Raw genomic sequence first — 21,387 nt, forward strand, 5'->3', positions numbered from 1 at the left:
ATCGAAGAACGGATTATTGACACAACTGAACATTTTGTGGAATCGCTGCGTCAGCCAAGGAGGCCGCCATGTCGAACGACCCTCTCCTCCAGCCCTACGAGCTGAAGCATCTGACACTGAAGAACCGGCTGATGATCACCAGTCACGAGCCCGCCTACCCCGAGGACGGGATGCCGAAGGAGCGGTACCGCGCCTACCACGCGGAACGGGCGCGGGCGGGGGTGGCCCTAACCATGACCGCCGGTTCCGCGAGCGTTGCGCGGGACAGCCCGCCGGTGTTCAACAATATCCTGGCCTGGAAGGACGAGGTCGTCGGCTGGATGAAGCAGCTTACCGACGAGTGCCATGATCATGGCTGCGCGGTGATGATCCAGCTCACTCACCTCGGTCGCCGCACCCGTTGGGACAAGGCGGACTGGCTGCCGGTCGTCTCGGCCAGTCACGAGCGCGAGCCGTCCCACAAGGCCTTCCCGAAGATCGCCGAGGACTGGGACATCGCCCGCATCATTGAGGACTACGCCGATGCGGCGGAGCGCATGAAGGAGGCCGGCCTCGACGGGATCGAGCTTCAGGCCTACGGGCACCTGATGGACCAGTTCTGGTCGCCGCTCACCAACACGCTCGAGGGCCCCTACGGCGGAGATCTCGACAACCGGCTGCGGTTCACCTTCGATACCCTGGCCGCCATCCGCGAGAGGGTGGGCCCCGATTTCATCGTCGGCATCCGCTACACCGGGGATGAGGACCTGCCCGGAGGCCTGACCAAGGCGGACGGCCTGGAGATTTCGCGCCGGCTCAAAGCCTGCGGGATGATCGACTTTCTCAACGTGATCCGGGGGCACATCGATACCGATGCCGGGCTGACGGACGTGATCCCTGTGCAGGGCATGCGCAGCGCGCCGCATCTCGACTTCGCCGGAGAGGTGCGGGCCGAGACGAAGATCCCGACCTTCCATGCCGCCAAGATCCAGGATGTCGCCACCGCCCGCCACGCCATCGCCAGCGGCAAGCTCGACATGGTGGGCATGACGCGCGCCCACATGGCCGATCCCCACATCGTCGCGAAGATCATGCGCGGAGAAGAGGACCGCATCCGCCCCTGCGTCGGCGCCAACTACTGCCTCGACCGCATCTACCAGGGGGGCATGGCCCTCTGTCTGCACAACCCGGCGACGGGCCGGGAGCTGGAGCAGCCGCATTTGGTGCCGCAGGCCGGGACCCGGCGCCGGGTGGTGATCGTGGGCGCGGGCCCGGCCGGGCTAGAAGCCGCGCGGGTCTGCGCGGAGCGCGGGCACGAGGTGATCGTGCACGAGGCCGCCAACGACCCCGGCGGCCAGGTCCGCCTCACGGCCCAGACGAAGCGCCGGCACGAGATGATCCAGCTCGTGCAATGGCGGTTCGAGGAATGCACGCGGATGGGGGTGACCTTCCGCTTCCACAGCGTCGCCGACGCCGACACCGTGCAGGCGGACGCCCCCGACGTGGTGATCGTGGCGACCGGCGGGCTGCCGCACACCGAGGTGCTGGAGGAGGGCGATGCGCTCGTCGTCTCGGCCTGGGACATCCTCTCCGGCGACGTCGCCCCGGGCGAGAATGTGCTGATCTACGACGACGCCGGGGACTATGCCGCGCTCCAGGCGGCGGAGGCGATCGCCGCCACCGGCGCGAAGGTCGAGCTCGTGACCCGCGACCGCAACATCTCCTCCGAGGTCATGGCCATGTCGCTGACCCCTGCCATGCGCGAGCTGCAGAAGCGCGACGTGACCTTCACCGTCACCTGGAAGCTCGACGCGGTGCGCAGGGACGGCAACGCGCTCACGGCGACGCTCGGAAGCGACTACGGCGGGGTCACGCGCGAGCGGCGGGTCGACCAGGTCGTGGTGAACCACGGCACCCGGCCGCTCGACGACGTCTACTTCGAGCTGCGTCCGGCCTCCACCAACCAGGGCGAGGTCGACTACGAGGCCCTGGTCGAGGGGCGCGCGCAGGAGGTCCGGCGAAACCCCGAGGGCACCTACCAGCTCTTCCGCATCGGCGACGCGGTCGCGGCGCGCAACACCCACGCGGCGGTCTACGACGCACTGCGGCTCTGCAAGGTCCTCTGACGGGCCTCGCGTTGTTGCGGTGGCACCATCCGTCCCAACCGGCCCGCGAAGACTGCTTGTCGCTTGCGTTGCGGCCTGCCCTGAGAGAAAGAGCCGCACGGCGAAATCGAAGGGGTTAGGCCATGAAGATTGCGATGATCGGAACGGGGTACGTCGGGCTCGTCTCTGGCGTCTGTTTCTCGGATTTCGGTCACGACGTCGTCTGCGTCGACAAGGACCCGGGCAAGATCGACCGGCTGAACCGCGGCGAGATCCCCATCTTCGAACCCGGCCTCGACCGGCTGCTCGACAAGAACGTCGAGGCGGGGCGGCTCTCCTTCACGCTGGACCTCGCGCCCGCGCTGGACGGCGCGGATGCCGTCTTCATCGCCGTCGGCACGCCCACCCGCCGCGGTGACGGCCACGCCGACCTCAGCTACGTCATGGCGGCGGCGGAAGAGATCGCGAAGACGGCCACCGGGCATATCGTCATCGTCACCAAGTCGACCGTGCCAGTGGGCACCAACCGCAAGGTCGCCGAGACCGTGCGCGCGGCGAACCCGGACCTCGACTTCGACGTGGCCTCGAACCCCGAGTTCCTGCGCGAGGGCGCGGCGATCGACGACTTCATGCGCCCGGACCGGGTCGTGGTCGGCGTCGAGACCGACCGCGCCGCCGAGGTCATGTCCGGAATCTACCGCCCGCTCTACCTGCGGGACGCACCCATCGTGACGACCGACCTCGAGAGCGCCGAGATGATCAAGTACGCGGCGAACGCCTTCCTCGCGACGAAGATCACCTTCATCAACGAGATCGCCGCGCTCTGCGAAAAGGTGGGCGCCGACGTCAAGGAAGTGAGCCGCGGCATGGGGCTCGACAACCGCATCGGCAACAAGTTCCTGCACGCGGGCCCCGGCTACGGGGGTTCCTGCTTCCCCAAGGACACCAAGGCGCTCGCGCGGATCGGGCAGGAACACGCCGCGCCGATCTCGCTGATCGAGACGGTCATCAAGGTGAACGAGGACGTGAAGCGCCGGATGATCGAGAAGCTCTCCGAGCTCTGCGGCGGCTCGTTCAACGGAAAGCGCATCGCTGTGCTGGGCGTGACCTTCAAGCCGAACACCGACGACATGCGCGACGCGCCGAGCCTGACCATCGTCCCGGCCCTCGTCGGCGGCGGGGCCGAGGTCCGCGTCGTCGACCCGCAGGGCAAGTCCGAGGGCGAGCGCCTGCTGCCCGGCGTGACCTGGCACGACGATCCCTACGCCGCGGCGGAGGGTTCCGACCTGCTGGTGATCCTGACCGAGTGGAACGAGTTCCGCGCCCTCGACCTGGGCGAGATCAGGGGCCGCATGGCCACCGCCCGGTTGGCGGACCTGCGCAACATCTACTCCGCCCGCGACGCCGCCGATGCCGGCTTCGAGACCTATGTCTCCATCGGCCGGCCGGATCACGCTCCGGCCTGATCCCTCTTCTGGGGTCAAATATTCCTCGGGGGAGTCCGCGCAGCGGACGGGGGCAGACAGCCCCCTCCCGCCCGGGGATCGCCGGAGGCGAGCGCCGGGCTGACCGAGCGCGGCCGAAAGGCCGCTCCATGTTCTCAGGAGGTGACGCGTGTCCCGCCGCCCGACGCGCGCAGCGCCGCGAGCGCGCGGGTCGCTATGGCTGTGTCCTGCGCGCCGGTGCCCGTCAGGTCGCAGATGGTGATCTGCCTCGGATCGGTCCGTCCCGCGGCGCCTGCCACGACGGCGCCGAGTTCGATCGGGTCCTGCAACATGAGCCCGGCGGCCCGCGCCGCGCGCAGCTCTCCGAGGGCCGCGCACTGGCTGGCACTGTCGGCGACGTAGAGATCGGCCGCGGCCAGCGCCCCGGGCTCCAGTTCCGACTTGCCCGCCTGGTCCGATCCCATCGCCGTGACGTGCAGGCCCTTGTGGAGCCATTCGGCCCGCAGGACCGGCTCGGTCGCCGGGGTCGTCGTGACGACGAGCTGGGCCTGCGACACTGCCCGTTCGGGGTCGGTGACCACTTCCGCCTCGACGCCGGTGGCCTGGGCGATGTCACGGGCGCAGGCGGCGGCCTTGGCCGCGTCGCGGCCCCAGACGATGGCTCTGTCGTAGGGCCGGACGAGGTGGACTGCCTGCATCTGCAGCCGCGCCTGGACGCCGGTCCCGAGCACCGCGGCGACGGCGACATCCTCGGGCGCCAGGTGACGCGCGGCCACGGCCCCGGCGGCGGCGGTGCGCAGATCTGTCAGGTAGCCGTTGTCGAGAAAGACCGCCTGCGCGAGCCCCGTCGTCGCCGAGAAGAGCATCATCAGCCCGTTGAGGCTCGGCAGGCCGATCTTCGGATTGTTGAAGAAGCCGGGACTCACCTTGATGGCGAAGCCTTCGAACCCCGGGAGATAGGCTGTCTTGACGTCCACCTCCCCGTTCACCTCCGGCAGGTGCATGGACATGACCGGCGGCATGACCACGCCCTCTCCGGCCAGTGCGCGGAAGGCCGCCTCGACGACCTCCACCGCTTCGATGTCCAGCGGCAGGAGGCGGCGCAGCTCCTCTTCCGTCGCGATGACGATGTCACTCATACCTTCGGCCCTCGATAACGTAGTCTCCCAGGGTAATGCTCTGCCCCGTCACGATACGGGTGAAGAGATCCATGTCGCAATTCCGGCCCGTGATGACGGTCGCGGTCGGACCGTCGAGAGTGATCTTGCCCGCGAGGAGAGCGGAGATGCCCACGACGCAGGCGCCCTCGGCGACGATCCGGTCTTCCCAGTAGAGCGCCTGCATGGCGCGATAGATCTCCTCCTCGGTCACCAGCAGCGTCTCGTCGAGCAGGTCGCGGCAGAGCGCGAAGGAGAGGCGGTTCTGCGCGCCGATGCCGCCGCCGAGGGAATCCGCGAGGCTGGGCACCTCCTCGACCTCGACCGGGTGCCCCGCGCGGATCGACAGGTACATCGCCGCGCCACGGTCCATCGAGAGGCCGACGATCCGGATGTCCGGCCGGATCGCCTTGGCCGCCAGGGCGATCCCGCCCGCGAGGCCGCCGCCCGAGAGAGGCACGAGAAGAGTGGTGATGTCCGGCCGCCGCTCGAGGATCTCGAGCCCGATGGTGCCCTGTCCCGCGATCACCGCGGCATCGTCGAACGGCGGGATCTCGGTGAGGCCCTCTTCGGCGACGAGACGGTCCGCCTCGATCTGCGCGTCGTCCTGGCTGCGGCCGACGATGCGCACCTCCGCGCCGAGGGCCCGGATGCCGTCGACCTTCGTCTGCGGCACGAGTTCCGACATGCAGATCACCGCCCGCACGCCGCGTGCCCGGGCGGCGTAGGCCACGCCGCGCCCATGGTTGCCGGTGGAACAGCAGGTCACGCCTGGCGTGTCCTCCGGCAGGGAGGCGACCGCGTTGAGCGCGCCGCGCAGCTTGAAGGCCCCGATCGGCTGCATGTTCTCGAGCTTGAGCAGGACCTCCTGCCCGGTCAGCCGTTCGAGGAAGGGTGACGGGACGAGGGGCGTGTCGGTGGCGGTGGGGCTGATGGCCCGGCGGGCGGCGTAGATATCGGCAAGAGAAAGCATGTCACATGATATGACCTACGCGAGGATTCGGAGAAAGCCTGCTTCGCGGTTGCCGCCACGGAGGGGCGGCTGTCACTCAGCCGTTGCAAAACCGTCAAGCAGCTTTGACCCTTCGTCCCTAACCCCGGAGCGGCAATCCGATGCTCAAGGGGGACCCCATGAAGACCATCTCCGTATCCGCCGTGGCGCTCCTCGCCGCGGGCGCCGTCTCTGCCCAGGGCCTGCCTCAGGCCGACAGCGACTGGTTCGTCGCGGGCGAGACCACGATCCAGGAAATCCTCGATCGTCAGCCCAATACCAACACCGCCCGGAACGTCATCCTCATGGTCGCGGACGGCAACGGCGTGGGCACGAACTACGCCACACGGCTCTTCATGGGGCAGCAGGAAGGCGGTCTCGGCGAAGATTACGTCCTGCCCTTCGAGACGACCGACTGGGCCGCGGCGCTGGTCAAGACCTACAACATCAACGCCCAGACCCCCGACTCCGCACCGACCGCCGGCGCGATGAATACCGGCGTCAAGCAGCGCTTCAACCTTATCAACCTCGGCGAAGAGGCGATCCACGACGACTGCTCGACCGTCGAGGGCAACGAGCTCACGCTGCTCTCCGAGATGATGACCGAGGCGGGCCGCTCGGTGGGGATCGTCTCGACCGCCCGCGTCACCCACGCGACCCCGGCGGCCGTCTACGCCAAGACCGCCAACCGGAACTGGGAGGACAGCGTTCCCGAGGACTGCACCGCGCAGGCGGACATCGCGACCCAGCTGATCGACGCCATGGAAGCCGGCATCATCGACCTCGCCATGGGCGGCGGCGCACGTCACTTCCTGCCCGAGGGCACCGACGGCGGTCGGCGGACCGACGGCGTGAACCTCGTCGAGCGGGCCACCGGTCTCGGTGCGCAGTGGGCGACCAACACTGAAGAGTTCGAGGGGCTGACCCTAGACGGCGAGACCCCGATCCTCGCGCTCTTCGAGGACAGCCACATGCAGTACGAGTATGACCGGACCGACGAGCCGTCGATCTCGGAGATGACGGCCGCGGCCATCGAGTACCTGTCGCAGAACGAGGAGGGCTACTTCCTCGAGGTCGAGGCGGGCCGGGTCGACCACGCCAGCCATGCCGGCAACCTGTTCCGGACCCTGACCGACGGTGCCGCCTTCATGGAGGCCGTGGCGACCGCCGACGAGATGACCGACGACAGCGACACGCTCATCATCGTCACCGCCGACCACGAGCACGCGCTGGCCTTCAACGGCTACTGCGGCCGGGGCTCGGACATCACCGGTCTCTGCTACGGCATCGCGCAGGAGGGGATCGAGCACACCGACGAGCCGAACCTCGGCTCCGACGGGCTGCCCTACACAGTGGCCGGTTTCCTGAACGGCGCGGGCTCCGTCCTCGTCGAGCAGCTGCCGGAAGAGGGCGAGACCGAGGCTCCGACCGAGACCGAGACCGGCGAGGCCTCGCCGGAAGAGAGCGCGCCGATCTACTCCGGGTCGCGGTCCGAGCTGACCCAAGAGGAAGCGACGGACCCCGACTACCTCCAGCAGGCGCTGATCCCGATGTCTTCCGAGACCCACTCGGGCGAGGACGTGGCGGTCTATGCCAAGGGTCCCTTCGCCCACCTCTTTGACGGGACGATCGAGCAGAACGTGATCTTCCACGTCATGAACCACGCGGCGTTCAAGTCCGCCGAGTGATCGGCAACACTCACTCTTGGGGAGGGGCCGTCAGCCGGGCGGCCCCTTTCGCCTTTCCGGGCTTGTCATCGAAACTTCACCCAGAGGGCCGTTCTGCGCCCTGCACGGAGCTTCCGAAATGCCGTATATCCGATCCCAGATGAATAGGAGGATGGACATGCTGCGACGCACCTTCCTGACCGCCGCCGCCGCGCTGCCCCTCGCGGGCCGGGCCGTCGCGCAGACCGAAGACGCGCCGATCAAGCTGCGCGAGCTCTACGAGGGCCGCCAACTCAGCGCGCTGGGCGAAGATCTGCTCGGCGAGCGGATCACGGTCGAAGGCTACATGGCCCCGCCGCTCAAGGCCGACTCGCAGTTCTTCGTGCTGACCAAGATGCCGATGGCCGTCTGCCCGTTTTGCGAGACCTCGGCGGAGTGGCCCGACGATATCGTCGCGATCTACACGAAGCGGACGGTGGACGTGATCCCCTTCAACGTGGGCATCGACACCACGGGCATTCTCGAGTGGGGCGAGTACCGCGACCCCGACACCGGGTTCGTCTCCATGTTGCGGCTGACCGACGCCACGTATGGATAACGGACTATCGCTGTCGGTGCGGGATCTGACCGTCGCGGGCGACCGGGGGCGGTCGATCCTCTCGCTGGACCGGCTGGTGCTCGAGCCCGGCGTGGCGCTCGGGGTGCAGGGCCCGTCGGGAGCCGGGAAGTCGACCTTGATCTTCGCCCTCGCGGGGCTTGCCGCCAGCGCCACGGGCTCGGTGCGCTGGGGCGAGACGGACCTGCTGTCCCTCTCTGCGCGCCGCACCGCAGCGTTTCGCGCCCGAAACATCGGCCTCATCTTCCAGGACTTCCTGCTCTTCGATGAGCTCGGCGCGGAGGACAATGCCTCTGTCCAGTCGCTCTTCGCGCCGCGCGGCAGGCGTCCGGGACTGCGGGAGCAGGCGGGCGCGATGCTCGACCGGCTCAAGGTTCCGAAGGCGAGCCGCACCGTCGCGAGCTATTCCGGCGGCGAGCGTCAGCGGGTCTCCGTCGCGCGGGCGCTGGCGCATGAGCCCGCCATCGTGCTCGCCGACGAGCCGACCGCGAGCCTCCATCGCGCAGCCGCCGACGCGCTGACCGACGACCTGCTCGCCGACGTCCGCGCCCGCGGTCGCACCCTGATCGTCGCGAGCCACGACGAACGCCTGCTTTCGCGGATGGACCGGCGTTTGCATCTCGCCGACGGCACCGTCCGGGAGGCGGCATGAGGGACCTCTGGCTCGACCTCTCCGCCACGACGCAGGACGCGATCCTGCTTGTCGCGCTGCTGCTGCCGGGCGCCATCCTCGCCGCGCTGCTGCTTCGCGGATTTGCGCCGGGGCCGCTGGTGAGGGCGCTGCTCTGGCGGTTCCGCTGGGCCAACGCCGTCTTCGCTCTGCTCATCGCCATCTCCGTTGGCTCCGGCCTTGCACTCATCGCGCAGGAGCGCGGCCTGAGGCAGGGCACCGCGCAGGCAGCGGACAAGTTCGACATGGTAGTCTCCGCGCCGGGGTCGGAGCTGACCATGATGTTGGCCGCCGTCTTCCTGCAGGCGACCGATGCGCCGCTGCTGGACGGCGAAACCTACCAGGAGATCGCGACCCACCCGCGGGTCAAGATCGCGGCGCCGCTGGCCTTCGGGGACAGCTACGAGCGCGCGCCGGTGGTGGGCACGATCGCCGATTTCGTGACCTACCTGTCGGACGGAGAAATCGAGGGGCGAATGTGGACCTCGACCTTCGAGGCCGTCGCGGGTGCGAATGCCCCGGCCGGGATCGGCGACAGCTTCGTGCCGGCCCACGGGCACGGCGACTCGGCCGAGGAGGGCGCCCACGGCGACGCCTTCACCGTGGTTGGGCGTCTTCCGCCCACGGGCTCGCCCTGGGACAACGCGATCCTGATCCCCGTGGAGGCGGTCTGGGCGGTCCACGGGCTCGCCGACGGGCATGCGCCCGACGCGGAGTCCCGCCTGGGCCCGCCCTTCGATGCGCGCTACTTCCCGGGGACTCCGGCGGTGGTCGTGCGGGCGGAAAGCCTCGGAGCGACCTATGCGCTGCGCTCGGAGTTCACCCGCGACGCGGAGACCATGGCCTTCTTCCCCGGCGCGGTCCTGTCGGACCTCTACCGGATCATGGGCGACGTGCGTCAGGCCATGTCGGCGCTGACTCTGGTGACGCAGGCTCTCGTGGCGATCTCTGTCCTTCTTGGGCTCTTCATCCTGTCACGACTTTTCCGAAGACAGCTTGCGCTGCTCCGGGCGCTGGGGGCGCCGCCGCGCTTCATCATGGCGGTGATCTGGTCCTACGCCGCGGCGCTGCTCGCCGCTGGCACGGCGCTGGGCATCGGGCTGGGCTACCTCACTGCCGCCGTGCTCTCGCGGGTCGTCACCGCGCGGACAGACATCCTCGTACAGGCAAGTCTCGGCTGGACGGAGATGCATCTCGCCGCCGGGTTCCTCTCGGCCATGCTCGTGCTCTCGCTGGTACCTGCCTGGTCGGTCCTGCGCGCGCCGGTGCTGTCCGGGCTGAGGTCCTAGCTCCGGGTTAGCGTGTCGCCGAGGGTGACCGTGGGCTCGAGCTCTACCAGTTCGGGCTCGAGGTCGCCCTCCTGCCGGTCGAGGATCATCTGCGCCGCGCGTTCGCCGATGGTGCGGCGGCAGGCGTCCATCGTGGCGAGCTGGCGGGGCAGACCGTCCAGCAGCTCCACCCCGTTGAAGCCGGCGAGCCCGATCTGGCCGGGCACGTCGATGCCCCGGTCGAGCAGGTAGAGAAGTCCGCCCGCACCGATCATGTCGTTGGAATAGTAGATGAAATCGAGGTCCGGTGTGCGCGAGAGCATCTGGTGCGTCAGCTCCCGGCCCTTCGCGAGAGCCGAGCCACCCGAGTAGAACTCCTGGTCGGCGATCTCGAGGCCCGCCTTGCCGAGTTGCCGGGTGAAGCCCTCGAACCGTTTTCGGGCGCGGTGATCCAGCGGCATCTTGGTGCCCACGAAGCCGATGCGCCTGTAGCCCGCCTGGAGGATCGCCTCGGCCATCTGGCGGCCCGCCCGCCGGTGGGAAATGCCGACGCAACAATCCACCGGCTCGCCGTCGGTATCCATGATCTCGACCACGGGGCAGCCGGCGCGTGCGAGCATCGCCTTGGAGGCATCGGAATGCTCGACGCCCGCGATGATGACCCCGGAGGGCCGCCAGGAGAGCATCTCGAAGAGGACCTTCTCCTCCTTGTCCTGCCGGTAGTCGGTCACCCCGACGACGGGCTGCAGCGGGGTCGTCTCCAGCGTTTCCGAGATGCCGGAGAGGACTTCGGGGAAGACCATGTTCTTGAGCGAGGGGATGACCACGGCCACGAGATTCACACGGCTCGAGGCGAGGGCGCCCGCGATCTTGTTGGGGACGTAGCCGAGGCGCTTGGCGGCCTCCTGCACGCGCAGCCGGGTCGCCTCGCTGACGTCGCCCTTGTTTCGCAGCACGCGGCTAACTGTCATCTCGCTGACCCCCGAGGCTTCGGAGACATCTCGGAGGGTCAGGGGTCGGCGGGGGGGCTTTGGCACGTCGGGAGTCCTCGGGGTCGGTCAACGCAGTGTTACTCTGCCCGCCCGCCGGTGTCCAAGCGGAGCGTTCCCGTGCGTTGACCCGTGCGTCAAAGCCGGGCAAAGACGAGGACGGCGCGGCCCCGTGGCTCAACTGGATAGAGCAGCCCCCTCCTAAGGGGCAGGTTGCAGGTTCGAATCCTGCCGGGGTCACCATCGCCTCACCTCCTCGACGGCGGCCGGGCTTCCTGCGAGAACCGGGGGCGGGCGAAAAGGGACGGCCGACCGACATGCTGGTGATCACGATCTGGCCGATCTTCGCGCTGATCTGCCTGGGCTACGTCCTCTTCTGCATCGGTTTCCCCTCCGAGAGCTTCTGGGCGGCGGCAGAGCGCCTCAACTACTTCGTCCTGTTTCCCGCCCTTCTGGTGTCCAGCCTTGCCGAGGCCCCGGTCTACGACCCCGCCGTGCTTCGCCTCGGGGCCGCGGCGATCGTGACGATCCTCCTGGGCGCCGCAGCCGTGGCCCTGTTCCGCCGGATCCGGCCCATGCCGGCGCGGCGCTACGGGCCGGTCCTCCAAGGTGTCGTCCGGTTCAACACCTACCTCGGGCTGTCCATCCTCGCCGTGCTCGCGGGATCGGAGGGGATCGAGCGCGCCGCGATCTACCTGGCGGTCTCGGTGCCGCTCGTGAATGTCCTGGCGATCCTCGCGCTGAGCGGCGGTGAGGCGTCGCGACATCCGCTGGACCTGCTGCGGACGGTTCTGACCAACCCGCTCATCCTCGCGTGCCTGATGGGTGGCGGCCTGGCCCTCGCGGGGATCGGCCTGCCGCTCGGCACCGGCGATTTCCTCTCGCTCCTGGGGCAGGCGAGCCTGCCGCTGGGTCTGCTCTGCGTCGGCGCGGCGCTGAGGCCCGTGTCGCTTCGCCGGGACGTGGTGGCGCTCCTCGGGACTGGCGCGGCCCGGCTCCTTGCGATGCCCGCGCTCGCGACAGCGGTCGCCGTCGGGCTCGGACTGTCCGGGGTGGAGGCCCTGGTCCTCGTCGTCTTTTCCGCCGTGCCCACGGCTCCGTCGGCCTACGTCCTGACCCGCCAGCTGAACGGCGACGCGAGCTTCATGGCCGGGATTGTGACCTCCCAGACGATTGCGGTCATAGCGACCTTGCCGCTCCTGCTTCTCGTCGGTCCCTTCGGGTAGCTACGTCAGACTCGGGCGGTGCGTGCGTTCCGCACTGCCATGTGATAGGACACCGCCATCGGTCATAGAAAATCCTAGGGCATGGCCGGCTGAGAGCCGCCATTACGTGCTCTTGCCCCGAGGCGAGAGAGGCAGAACATGGCGTCTTCATTCCGAAATCTTCTTCTTGGCGGCCTCCCGCCGGATCAGCTCGCCCTCCTGACGCCGTACCTCGAACCCGTCGAACTCACTGTTTTTCAGAAGATCGAACTGCCCCGGCAGCCGATCCGGCATGTCTACTTCCCGGAGAGCGGCCTGCTGTCGGTGATCGCGAAGTCCCGAAGCGGCGACCAGGAGATCGAGGCCGGGCTAATCGGGCGAGAGGCATTGTCGGGCGCCATGGTCGTCATGGGCAATGACCGGTCGCCTCACCAGACCGAAGTTCAGATCGGGGGAGCCGCCCACCGGATCGAAAGCGACCGGCTGCGCGAGGCGATGAAGGACGATGAATTGCGGACGATCCTTCTACGCTACGTCCAAGTCTTCTCGATCCAAACAGCTCATACCGCGCTCGCCAACGGGCGCCTCAAGCTGGAGGGGCGTCTCGCCCGGTGGCTGCTGATGTCTCACGACCGTCTCGAGACGGACGAGATCGAACTGACCCACGACTTTCTGGCCCTGATGATCGGCGTTCGCCGCGCGGGGGTCACCGTCGCAATCCACGCGCTGGAGGATGCCGGGCTGATCCGTGCCGGACGCGGGGCAATCACCGTGATTGACCGCGAGGGGCTTAAGAAGGCGTCCGACGGCGGCTACGGCGTCCCCGAGGCCGAGTACGAGCGGCTTACCGGGGTGGCCTTCGGAAGCTGAGGCGGACGACCGCACCGCTGTCATTGCGGTAGGACAGATCACCTCCGAGCCCCTCGGCGAGGGAACCGACGATGTGCATTCCCATGCTGTCGGGCGCGCTTCCGTCGAAGCCCTCCGGCAGGCCAGGCCCCGTATCGCGGACCTCGAGAAAGAGGTGAGTCCCGTCCGAACTGCCGATCTCGACGCTGATGCAGGCGTCAGGGTCGCTCCCGTGGGCGTGTTTCACCGCATTCAGGCAAAGCTCCGTTACGATCACGGCGATGTCGGTGGCCGCGTGTCCCGTCACCTCGGCGGGGCACCCCCGGACCTCGATGCGGGTGCCGAGGCTCTCCGTTATCCGGGCGGAGATGCTTCGGAGGAAGGAAATCAGCTCGACCGGCGCGCCGGGCTCGAGCGAGTAGAGGTGCTTGTGAAGGAGCGCGATGCCGTCGATCCGGGCCGAGGCTTCGAGGAGGGCCTCCGAGGCTTCGGCCGTCGCCACTTGCCGCCGCTTGTGACGAAGCATCGCCGCCACCATTGAAAGGCTGTTGGAAACCCTGTGGTTCGTCTCGGCGATGTAGACGTCTGCCCCTGTCGACTCGTCTTTCGATGAAGGGACCGTCTTTGTGGACGGTTCACTTTCTGCCGAGGACGCCGGGGGTTTTGTCATGGGTCCAGGATACGCGCAGGGCCAGCTTGCAGACCACGGCTAAGCTGGTGCGATAACGCACCACGGCGTCGTTTGTCGGCGGCGCTGCGCTACCGCGGGTCAGACCATCCGGATGACGCCCTTGTCGATCGCGAGCATGTAGCCGCGCCGGGCGATGTTCTTGACCAGCAGCTCGGACATCATCTGGTTGCCGAGAGAGTCCCTCAGCCGCTTGATGCGCGTGGCGCCGGCGGCTTCGTCGCAATCGGCCTCGGACCGGCCGGAGATCACCGCCTCGATCTGGGCGCCGGTCAGGACCTCGTCGTCGAGGCGGGCCTCCGCGAGGACACCGAGCGTCTCCATCGCGGCGGCGGTCAGCTTGAACTCGAAATTGTTGAGGTAGACGAGGTTGCTCTGACGCGAGATCGTCAGGGTGTTCACCTCGATGCCCTGGCGCTCGATCTGCCCCATCCGACGGTTGAGCGCGATCAGCATCACCAGGAACACCACGGCCGCGATCAGCAGGCCGGTGGCGAAGACCAGCAGCACGAAGATGACGAAGCGGTAGCTCGTCAGCGTCTCGGAAAACGCCGTGCCGGATTGGGCGAGGATCTCCAGGAGCCGGATCTCGGCCTGGCCGGTCAGATCGCTATTCTCGATGAAGAGGCGCTCGACACGGGCATTGAAGGCGTTCGCGTCGGGAAGATTGATGAAGAGCAGGACCGCCGCCGTCCCGAGGATCAGGACGATGGCGACGATGCCGGCTGTGACGACGCGGGTCCCCGCGACACGGGTCTCAGTAGCGGAGGTAGTTATTTCCCGCATCGTCTCTCCTCGAGTCGGCCCCGTCCTCGTCGAAGGTGTCCAGCACCTCGAGAAGCTGCCAGCCGGCCTCGGACAGACGGTCGTTCAGCTGTTCGGACGCGTTATCCACACTACACGAGCCTTCGATCTCTGCCACACCGTAGTGCAGGCGCAAGGGGTCGTCCCGCTTGGCCTTGTAGTCGGCAAAGCACTCGGCGGCCGCCGGCAGGGCGGTCAGGGTGAGGATCGCAAGGGCGAGGAGGATGCGTGTCATGGGTCGCACCCTCCGCTTGACCGGGGCTGCTAGTCAATAACCTCCGCCGTCCGGGGCCGGCTAGGGGATAGCGCGGGCCCGTTATTGTCTGCCGGTTCGGGTCGGCGCCAGGTCTGGGGCATCACAGCCCGTCCGCGGGCCCAGACGAAAGGAAACCCGATGTTCCGGAAGATGACCGCCTTCGCCCTCTCCGGGGTCCTCGCGACGACATCCCTCCTCCCGAGTGTGGCAGCGGCGAACGAACTCACGACCCAGAACACCCAGCGCGAATGGACCCAGCAGGATACGATCGGCGCGATCCTTTTCGGTCTCGGCGCGCTTGCCGTCGTCAATCAGCTCTCGAAGGACGACGACGATGATGATGACGACGACGACAAGAAGAAGCGCGAGGAGGCTCGCGACGATCGCGATGACCGCGACGTGCAGGTTCGCCCGGGCCGCGGGCACGGCCGGGACCATGCGAACCGCGGTCATCGTGACCAGCGTGGTCGTCACGAGGGGCGCAGGTTCGATCCCTATGCCATTCCCGGGCGCTGCCTGAGAAACATCAACCTCGCGGATGGCGGAAGCATCCGGCTCTTCACGCGCAACTGCCTGCGCGAGGCGGGCGTCCGCGTCCAGCAGCTGCCGGATGTCTGCTACCGCCGAGTCGAGGGGCGTCAGGGACACACCCGTCACGGCTGGGTGCCGCGCTGCCTCGGACGGCAGGGCTATTACCGCGTGGATTACTGAGATCGGACGGCAGGTGTGCATCATCCCCAGTCTCCGTCGCGCCTGCCTCCGCGGCGCGGGAGGGTCATCCCCCCTCCCGCGTCACCTTATTTCCTGTTGCGCTGACCACGGCGCGCGGGGCAGATGTCGGGCATGTCCGACGCCCCAGATTTCGCATTCGTCATCGCAGCTCAGCAGCGCGGATTTATTCGCGTCGCTGGCGTCGATGAGGTGGGCCGCGGGCCTCTCGCCGGGCCGGTGACGGCGGCGGCGGTGATCCTCGACCCGGCCCGGATTCCTGCGGGCCTGGGGGACAGCAAGACGCTCACCGCCCCAGTCCGCGAAGAGCTCGCCGCCGAGATCCACCAGGTGGCAGAGGTCGCCATCGCGCACGCTTCCGTCACGGAGATCGACGAGATCAATATCCTCCAGGCCAGCCACCTGGCGATGTGCCGCGCGATCGAGGCGCTCGGCGCGGATTTCGCCGTCGTCGACGGCCCGCACCTACCCCGCGATCTGCCCTGCCTGGGCGAGGCGGTGGTCAAGGGAGACGGCCGGTGCCTGGCCGTCGCGGCGGCCTCCATCGTGGCCAAGGTGGCCCGCGATGCGCTCATGGTGGACTTGGCGCAACAGCATCCCGGCTATGGCTGGGAGACGAATATGGGCTACGGCTCGAAGCGTCACATTTCGGCACTTCAGGATCTCGGGCCGACCCCACACCATAGGCGAAGCTTCGCTCCGGTCCACAATATCCTGTGTCGAGAGGAAACCGTAACCTCTTGAGTCATTAAAGTTTTTGACAGCGAATCGCCTCTGACTCATCTTGGAGTCCAACCAAGAGCGGGACACCCGCCGGGGACGAGGCAGACCATGACGAAGACAAAGACCAAGAGCGCCGCGGCGCTCCCTCTCGGCACGATTCTGGCCGGTGACTGCATCGAAGAGATGCGCCGGCTCCCCGACGCTTGCGTCGATCTGATCTTTGCCGATCCGCCCTACAACCTTCAGCTCCGCGGTGAGCTCCACCGTCCCGACAACTCGCGCGTCGACGCGGTCGACGACGAGTGGGATCGGTTCACCGGGTTCGAGAGCTACGACTCCTTCACCCGGGCCTGGCTCTCCGAGGCGCAGCGCCTGCTCAAGCCGGGCGGGGCGATCTGGGTCATCGGCTCCTACCACAATGTCTTCCGGCTCGGGGCAGAGCTTCAGAACCAGGGGTTCTGGATTCTCAACGACGTCGTTTGGCGCAAGTCGAACCCGATGCCGAACTTCCGCGGCAAGCGCCTGACCAACGCGCACGAGACGCTGATCTGGGCTTCGAAGTCCGAGGGCTCGAAGTACACCTTCAATTACGAGGCGCTGAAGTCCCTGAACGATGGCGTGCAAATGCGCTCGGACTGGGTGCTGCCTATCTGCACTGGCCATGAGCGACTCAAGGACGGCAGCGGCAGCAAGGCCCACCCGACGCAGAAGCCCGAGGCGCTACTTCATCGGGTGCTCGTCGGGACGACCAACCCCGGCCACGTCGTGCTGGACCCCTTCTTCGGAACCGGGACCACGGGCGCTGTGGCCAAGATGCTTGGCCGTGAGTGGATCGGCATCGAGCGCGAGGCGGCCTACCGCGAAGTGGCCGAAGCGCGTCTCGCGCGAGTGCGCAAGTACGACCGCGACAGCCTCGCCGTCTCGACCTCCAAGCGAGCGGAGCCGCGCGTTCCCTTCGGCCAGCTGGTCGAGCGCGGGCTGCTGCGGCCGGGCGAGGTGCTGACCTCGATGAAGGGCAAGACGGCCAAGGTGAGGGCCGACGGCACCCTCGTCGCCGAGGACGTGAAGGGCTCGATCCACCAGGTGGGGGCCCACCTGGAAGGCGCGCCCTCCTGCAACGGCTGGACCTACTGGTCCTTCAAGCGCGACGGAAAGCAGGTCCCCATCGACCTCCTGCGCCAACAGATCCGTGCGGAGATGACACAAGGTTAAGAGACCGCCGGTGCCTGCGGCGAACCCGCAACGGCACTACCTGGCCCCGCTGTGCCCTTCCGGGACGGCGGGGCTTTTTTGCGTTCGGCTCTGAGCTACCTGTGAATTGGCAAAGCGCCGGGAGTATTCGGCATGCATCTACTCGTCATCGGAGCGAGCCGCGGCATCGGTCGCGCAGTGGTCAGGGAAGCGCTGAAGCGAGGGCACCGGGTGCGCGCCTTCGCGCGGAGCGCGCGGGAGATGAAACCGGAGCCGGGGCTGGAGCCCTGGACGGGAGACGCGCTCCGTCCGGCCGACGTGGCCGCCGCTCTGGATGGCGTGGACGCCGTGGTTCACGCGCTCGGCGTGCCCAAGGGCCTCGGCTTCGTCACGCGGCCGGTGACGCTCTTCTCGGCGTCGACCCGGATTCTCGTGCAGGAGATGCAGGTCGCCGGGGTCCGGCGGCTCCTCGCCGTCACCGGGTTCGGGGCGGGGAACTCGCGCCCGGCCTTGGGGCGGCTTCTCGACCTGCCGTTCACGGCGATCATGGGACGGGCCTATGCCGACAAGGACAGGCAGGAGCGGATCATCGAGGAAAGTGGACTGGACTGGACGATCGCCAGACCGGGGTTCCTGACCGACAGCCCGACCCGGGGGCGGTACAAGGTTCTGCTCGAACCGAAGGACTGGCGCTCGGGCATCGTCTCTCGCGCCGACGTGGCGCATTTCCTCGTCGGCGCGGCGGAGACCGGCGCCTACTCTCACCAGGCGCCGGTTCTCATCAAGTAGAGCCTATCGCACGGTCAGCGCGATCTTGCCCTGGACGTGCTGGTTTTCGAGCGTGTCCTGCGCCTTCGCGGCCTCCTCCAGCGGGAAGGTCTGTGACACGTTGGTGCGCAGGGTTCCTTGCGAGAAGGCCCGGCCCATTTCCTCGAGCTGCGTGCCGTTGGGCTGCGTCATGAAGGCCGTGGCCGTCACGCCGTGCTTTTTCACGGTATCCTCGTCCGGTCCGCCCAGCGTGCCGACCAGCCGGCCGCCCTTCGTGAGGCATGCCAGAGACCGCTTCTGGGTGTCGCCGCCGATGGTGTCGAGGACGAGGTCGAGGTCGGTCGCGATCTCCTCGAAGTTCTCCTCACGGTAGTCGATCACGCGGTCCGCGCCGAGTCGCTCGAGCATCTCGCCGTCCTCGTCGGCGCGCGCGGTGGTGAAGACCTCGCACCCTGCGGACTTGGCGATCTGCACCGCCAGGTGGCCGACGCCGCCCGCACCGCCGTGGATCAGGACGCGTTGCCCGGAATGCATCTCGCCGTGTTCGTAAAGACCCTGCCAGGCGGTTAGCCCGGCGAGCGGCAGCGACGCGGCTTCTTCCCAGGACATGCCTTCGGGAATGGCGGCCGCCTCGTTCGGGCGGACGATGACGTGCGTCGCGTAACCGCCGCGGCCCGGGGGGACCATGGCGTGGACGGTTGCGCCGGCATTGAAGCTCTCGACGCCTTCGCCCACGGCGTCGACGACGCCGGAGACTTCGCCGCCGGGGACGAGGGGCAGCTTGTCCTCTCCGACCGGCGGGAATTCACCGGCGCGGATCTTGTAATCGACGGGGTTCACGCCGGCGGCGTGGGTCCGGACGAGCATTTCGCCCGGGCCCGGCTCGGGTGTTTCGAGGTCTTCCGGTTTCAGTCGGTCCGACGGACCGAATTCGTGGATACGCATGGCGAGCATATTGGTCTCCCGATGTCTGGATGTCGGGAGGGCAACGGCCCGGAGCCGGGGGCCGTTCCTCAGCGGGGCAGAGGCAATGTGCCGCTCTTGTAGGGCGCCCAGTCTGTGATTTCTGGGTAGAAGGTCTGCCGCCACTTGCGGACCTTCGGGTTCATCACGCGGCGCCAGAGCGGGGGGATCACGGCTATGAAGGTCATGGTCATGTAGCCGTAGGGCAGCTGCGGCGCGTCGTCCTCGGAATAGGTCTGCAGCAACGGGAAGCGGCGGTCGGGCTTGTAGTGGTGATCCGAGTGACGCTGAAGGTTGATCAGCAGCCAGTTCGAGGCCCTGTGCGAGGCGTTCCAGCTGTGGCGGGGCAGGACGTGCTCGTACTTTCCGTCCCCGAGGTGTTTCCGCGTGAGGCCGTAGTGCTCGACGTAATTGGTCAGCTCCAGCGTCCAGACCGCGACGCCGGCCTGAACGAGTAAGAGCCCGATGCCGGACCATCCGCCCAGGATTGCCGCAAGCCCCAGCATCGCGGCCTGCAGCGCCCAGTAGCGCCAGAAGGGGTTGGTCCGGTGCCACCAGGGCAGCTTGCGCCGCGCGAGCATGGCCTTCTCGGCCGCGAAGGCCGAGGCGAGACACTGGGGGAGAACGCGGAAGTAGAACCGGTGAAAGCCCTCGTTGTAGCGGGCCGTGACCGGATCGCGCGGGGTGCCGACGTAGCGGTGATGGACGAGCAGGTGCTCCGACCGGAAGTGCGAGTAGAGCACCATCGCGAGCAATATGTCCCCAAGCCAGCGCTCGAAGCGGTTCCTCTGGTGCAGGAGCTCATGCGAATAGACGATTCCGATGGTGCCCGAGAGGACGCCGGTCCCCACGAAGACCATGATCTTCTCGAGCGTGTTCAGATGCGCGGCCTGCGGAACGTAGGCCAGCAGGCCGAAGATCAGGACGAACTGCACCGGGGCCCAGATCATGGTGATGAGCCGATACCAGAAGAGCTGGTCTTCGCCCGTCTCCGGATCGGCGTTCTCCTCGTTCAGGCCCGAAAGCGCGTCGACGATGGAATAGAGATACCAGGTGACCACGGGCGCGAGGAGCACCGTCCAGCCGCCGTAGACCGCCCCGATCACCGGCAGGGGCACCATCGCCAACGACAGCCAGAAGGGCAGGGCGTTCGACAGGCGCGCGACCTGTGGAGGGGACAGCATTGGGTCGGACCTTTACCGCTCGATCTTTCCGGCAAGGTAACCCCCGCGAACCACCCGCTCAATCGGGCAGAAGGACGCTGCGCCCGAGATCGAAGACCTTTCGCATCAGTGTCGGCAGATCGGCGGGGCGGAACCGATCCGGCGGCAGGAAGTCTCCGCGCTCCGGCTCCGAGCCGAGGGGGACCTCCGCAACCTCGATCGACAGCCGCAGGTGGAAGTGGGTGAAGGTGTGACGGGCCTCGACCCCGGCGCTGCGCCAGTCCGCCTCGATCGGCGGCGCGGGCGTGGGGCTGTCGCCCCAATCGCTCGTCGGCCAACCGAGCATGCCACCGAGCAGGCCGCTCTCGGGCCGGGTCTCCAGAAGCCAGGCGCCGTCGGCGCGGCGGGCGACATAGGCGATGCCGTGCCGCGTCGGCTTGGCTTTCTTCGGGGCCTTGCGCGGGAGATCGGCGGCGATGCCCTCGGACCGGGCGCGGCAGGGCTCGCGCCAGGGGCAGATGCCGCAGGCCGGGCTCCGGGGCGTGCAGATCGTCGCGCCAAGGTCCATGACCGCCTGGGCGTAGTCGCCGGGCCGGTGTTCGGGCGTGAGCGCCGCAGCGAGGGCCGTCAGCTCTCCCTTGGCCTGCGGCAGAGGAAGCCCCACCGAGTGGACCCGCGCCATGACCCGCTCGACGTTGCCATCGACAACGGTCGCCGGCTCGTCGTAGGCGATGGCCGCGATGGCGCCCGCGGTGTAGGGGCCGATCCCGGGCAGGGCCTTCAGGCCCTCGACGGTCTCCGGAAACCGCCCGCCGAGTTCGCCCGCCACGACGCGCGCGCATTTGAGAAGGTTGCGGGCGCGGGCGTAGTACCCGAGGCCCGCCCAGGCCGCCATGACCTCCGCGTCCTCGGCGGCGGCGAGATCCTCCACGCTCGGCCAGCGCTCCGTGAAGGCGCGAAAGTAGTCGCGCGCGGCGGCCACGGTCGTCTGCTGCAGCATGATCTCGCTCAGCCAGACGCGATAGGGATCCGGCCGTTCGCCCGCTGCCCGCGCCGCCGGGCCGGTGCGCCAGGGCAGGTCGCGCGCATGGCGGTCGTACCAGGCCAGCAGTTCGGAGGGATCGGCTCCAGCGTCACGCATTCTTTATGCCTCCTGCCAAA

21 protein-coding genes and 1 tRNA gene are annotated in these 21,387 nt (G+C 68.0%); 13 read left to right on the top strand and 9 right to left on the bottom strand.

Annotated features, from left to right (window positions below; genetic code table 11):
- Window positions 1–68 precede the first annotated feature (68 nt).
- Window positions 69–2,105 (top strand): NADH:flavin oxidoreductase, encoded by a 2,037-nt coding sequence (locus tag F3S47_RS15445; RefSeq protein WP_150446204.1) that lies wholly within the window; start codon window positions 69–71, stop codon window positions 2,103–2,105.
- Window positions 2,106–2,227: 122 nt separating this feature from the next.
- Window positions 2,228–3,550 (top strand): UDP-glucose dehydrogenase family protein, encoded by a 1,323-nt coding sequence (locus F3S47_RS15450; RefSeq protein ID WP_150446205.1) that lies wholly within the window; start codon window positions 2,228–2,230, stop codon window positions 3,548–3,550.
- Between the two features lie 134 nt (window positions 3,551–3,684).
- Here F3S47_RS15450 and F3S47_RS15455 read toward each other — a convergent pair whose 3' ends face one another.
- On the bottom strand, window positions 3,685–4,668 hold the full coding sequence (locus tag F3S47_RS15455; protein WP_150446206.1) for a cyclodeaminase: 984 nt from the start codon (window positions 4,666–4,668) through the stop codon (window positions 3,685–3,687).
- Window positions 4,661–5,659, bottom strand: coding sequence for a hydroxyectoine utilization dehydratase EutB (gene eutB / locus F3S47_RS15460; RefSeq protein WP_150446207.1), 999 nt, complete (start codon window positions 5,657–5,659; stop codon window positions 4,661–4,663). The genes F3S47_RS15455 and eutB overlap by 8 nt, the downstream gene beginning before the upstream one ends.
- 158 nt (window positions 5,660–5,817) lie before the next feature.
- Between eutB and F3S47_RS15465 the strand changes: the two genes are divergently transcribed.
- From F3S47_RS15465 to F3S47_RS15480, 4 genes are all read left to right on the top strand, one after another.
- On the top strand, window positions 5,818–7,365 hold the full coding sequence (locus F3S47_RS15465) for an alkaline phosphatase (protein WP_150446208.1): 1,548 nt from the start codon (window positions 5,818–5,820) through the stop codon (window positions 7,363–7,365).
- 157 nt (window positions 7,366–7,522) lie between these two features.
- Window positions 7,523–7,942, top strand: coding sequence for a hypothetical protein (locus F3S47_RS15470; RefSeq protein ID WP_223877849.1), 420 nt, complete (start codon window positions 7,523–7,525; stop codon window positions 7,940–7,942).
- On the top strand, window positions 7,935–8,612 hold the full coding sequence (locus F3S47_RS15475) for an ABC transporter ATP-binding protein (protein WP_150446210.1): 678 nt from the start codon (window positions 7,935–7,937) through the stop codon (window positions 8,610–8,612). Before F3S47_RS15470 ends, F3S47_RS15475 begins: the two co-directional genes overlap by 8 nt.
- On the top strand, window positions 8,609–9,919 hold the full coding sequence (locus F3S47_RS15480; protein WP_150446211.1) for an FtsX-like permease family protein: 1,311 nt from the start codon (window positions 8,609–8,611) through the stop codon (window positions 9,917–9,919). Before F3S47_RS15475 ends, F3S47_RS15480 begins: the two co-directional genes overlap by 4 nt.
- On the opposite strand, the gene F3S47_RS15485 is transcribed toward F3S47_RS15480, so the two are convergent.
- The gene (locus tag F3S47_RS15485; RefSeq protein ID WP_396280116.1) at window positions 9,916–10,869 is read right to left on the bottom strand and encodes a LacI family DNA-binding transcriptional regulator; all 954 of its coding nucleotides are present in this window, start codon (window positions 10,867–10,869) and stop codon (window positions 9,916–9,918) included. The two genes, F3S47_RS15480 and F3S47_RS15485, sit on opposite strands and share 4 nt — an antisense overlap.
- A gap of 184 nt (window positions 10,870–11,053) precedes the next feature.
- Between F3S47_RS15485 and F3S47_RS15490 the strand changes: the two genes are divergently transcribed.
- The 3 genes from F3S47_RS15490 to F3S47_RS15500 all read left to right on the top strand — a co-directional run bounded on the left by F3S47_RS15490 (window position 11,054) and on the right by F3S47_RS15500 (window position 12,962).
- Window positions 11,054–11,130 (top strand) — tRNA-Arg (locus tag F3S47_RS15490).
- Window positions 11,131–11,204: 74 nt separating this feature from the next.
- Entirely contained in the window at window positions 11,205–12,113 is a 909-nt protein-coding gene (locus tag F3S47_RS15495) for an AEC family transporter (protein WP_150446213.1), read from the top strand.
- Between the two features lie 138 nt (window positions 12,114–12,251).
- Window positions 12,252–12,962, top strand: a complete 711-nt coding sequence (locus F3S47_RS15500; protein ID WP_150446214.1) for a Crp/Fnr family transcriptional regulator — start codon at window positions 12,252–12,254, stop codon at window positions 12,960–12,962.
- Here the strand turns inward: F3S47_RS15500 and F3S47_RS15505 are convergent.
- The 3 genes from F3S47_RS15505 to F3S47_RS15515 form a co-directional block, all read right to left on the bottom strand.
- Entirely contained in the window at window positions 12,937–13,611 is a 675-nt protein-coding gene (locus F3S47_RS15505) for a sensor histidine kinase (protein WP_150446215.1), read from the bottom strand. The two genes, F3S47_RS15500 and F3S47_RS15505, sit on opposite strands and share 26 nt — an antisense overlap.
- Before the next feature lie 99 nt (window positions 13,612–13,710).
- Window positions 13,711–14,415, bottom strand: a complete 705-nt coding sequence (locus tag F3S47_RS15510; RefSeq protein ID WP_150446216.1) for a winged helix-turn-helix domain-containing protein — start codon at window positions 14,413–14,415, stop codon at window positions 13,711–13,713.
- Window positions 14,387–14,668: a hypothetical protein gene (locus tag F3S47_RS15515; protein WP_150446217.1), complete on the bottom strand. Its 282-nt coding sequence runs from the start codon at window positions 14,666–14,668 to the stop codon at window positions 14,387–14,389. The genes F3S47_RS15510 and F3S47_RS15515 overlap by 29 nt, the downstream gene beginning before the upstream one ends.
- A gap of 159 nt (window positions 14,669–14,827) precedes the next feature.
- Between F3S47_RS15515 and F3S47_RS15520 the strand changes: the two genes are divergently transcribed.
- The 4 genes from F3S47_RS15520 (at window position 14,828) to F3S47_RS15535 (ending at window position 18,121) form a co-directional block, all read left to right on the top strand.
- Window positions 14,828–15,400 carry a hypothetical protein gene (locus tag F3S47_RS15520; RefSeq protein ID WP_150446218.1) on the top strand — a complete coding sequence of 191 codons (573 nt, stop codon included), beginning with the start codon at window positions 14,828–14,830 and terminating at the stop codon, window positions 15,398–15,400.
- Window positions 15,401–15,532: 132 nt separating this feature from the next.
- On the top strand, window positions 15,533–16,162 hold the full coding sequence (locus F3S47_RS15525; protein WP_150446219.1) for a ribonuclease HII: 630 nt from the start codon (window positions 15,533–15,535) through the stop codon (window positions 16,160–16,162).
- An 87-nt stretch (window positions 16,163–16,249) separates the two neighbouring features.
- Complete coding sequence (locus tag F3S47_RS15530) at window positions 16,250–17,353, top strand: site-specific DNA-methyltransferase (protein WP_150446220.1); 1,104 nt, start codon at window positions 16,250–16,252, stop codon at window positions 17,351–17,353.
- Between the two features lie 132 nt (window positions 17,354–17,485).
- Window positions 17,486–18,121, top strand: coding sequence for an NAD(P)-dependent oxidoreductase (locus tag F3S47_RS15535; protein ID WP_150446221.1), 636 nt, complete (start codon window positions 17,486–17,488; stop codon window positions 18,119–18,121).
- Window positions 18,122–18,124: 3 nt separating this feature from the next.
- On the opposite strand, the gene F3S47_RS15540 is transcribed toward F3S47_RS15535, so the two are convergent.
- Genes F3S47_RS15540 through mutY form a run of 3 tightly spaced genes read right to left on the bottom strand, consistent with a single transcriptional unit; the run spans window position 18,125 to window position 21,367 of the window.
- The gene (locus F3S47_RS15540) at window positions 18,125–19,054 is read right to left on the bottom strand and encodes an NADP-dependent oxidoreductase (RefSeq protein WP_150446222.1); all 930 of its coding nucleotides are present in this window, start codon (window positions 19,052–19,054) and stop codon (window positions 18,125–18,127) included.
- A gap of 59 nt (window positions 19,055–19,113) precedes the next feature.
- A complete protein-coding gene (locus F3S47_RS15545) occupies window positions 19,114–20,247 on the bottom strand; it encodes an alkane 1-monooxygenase (RefSeq protein WP_150446223.1) in 1,134 nt (377 codons plus the stop codon).
- Window positions 20,248–20,305: 58 nt separating this feature from the next.
- The gene (gene mutY / locus F3S47_RS15550) at window positions 20,306–21,367 is read right to left on the bottom strand and encodes an A/G-specific adenine glycosylase (protein ID WP_150446224.1); all 1,062 of its coding nucleotides are present in this window, start codon (window positions 21,365–21,367) and stop codon (window positions 20,306–20,308) included.
- Window positions 21,368–21,387: the final 20 nt, after the last annotated feature.

The sequence above is a fragment of the Histidinibacterium aquaticum genome (assembly GCF_008710275.1).
In the GTDB taxonomy this organism is placed as follows: Bacteria; Pseudomonadota; Alphaproteobacteria; order Rhodobacterales; family Rhodobacteraceae; genus Oceanicola; species Oceanicola aquaticus.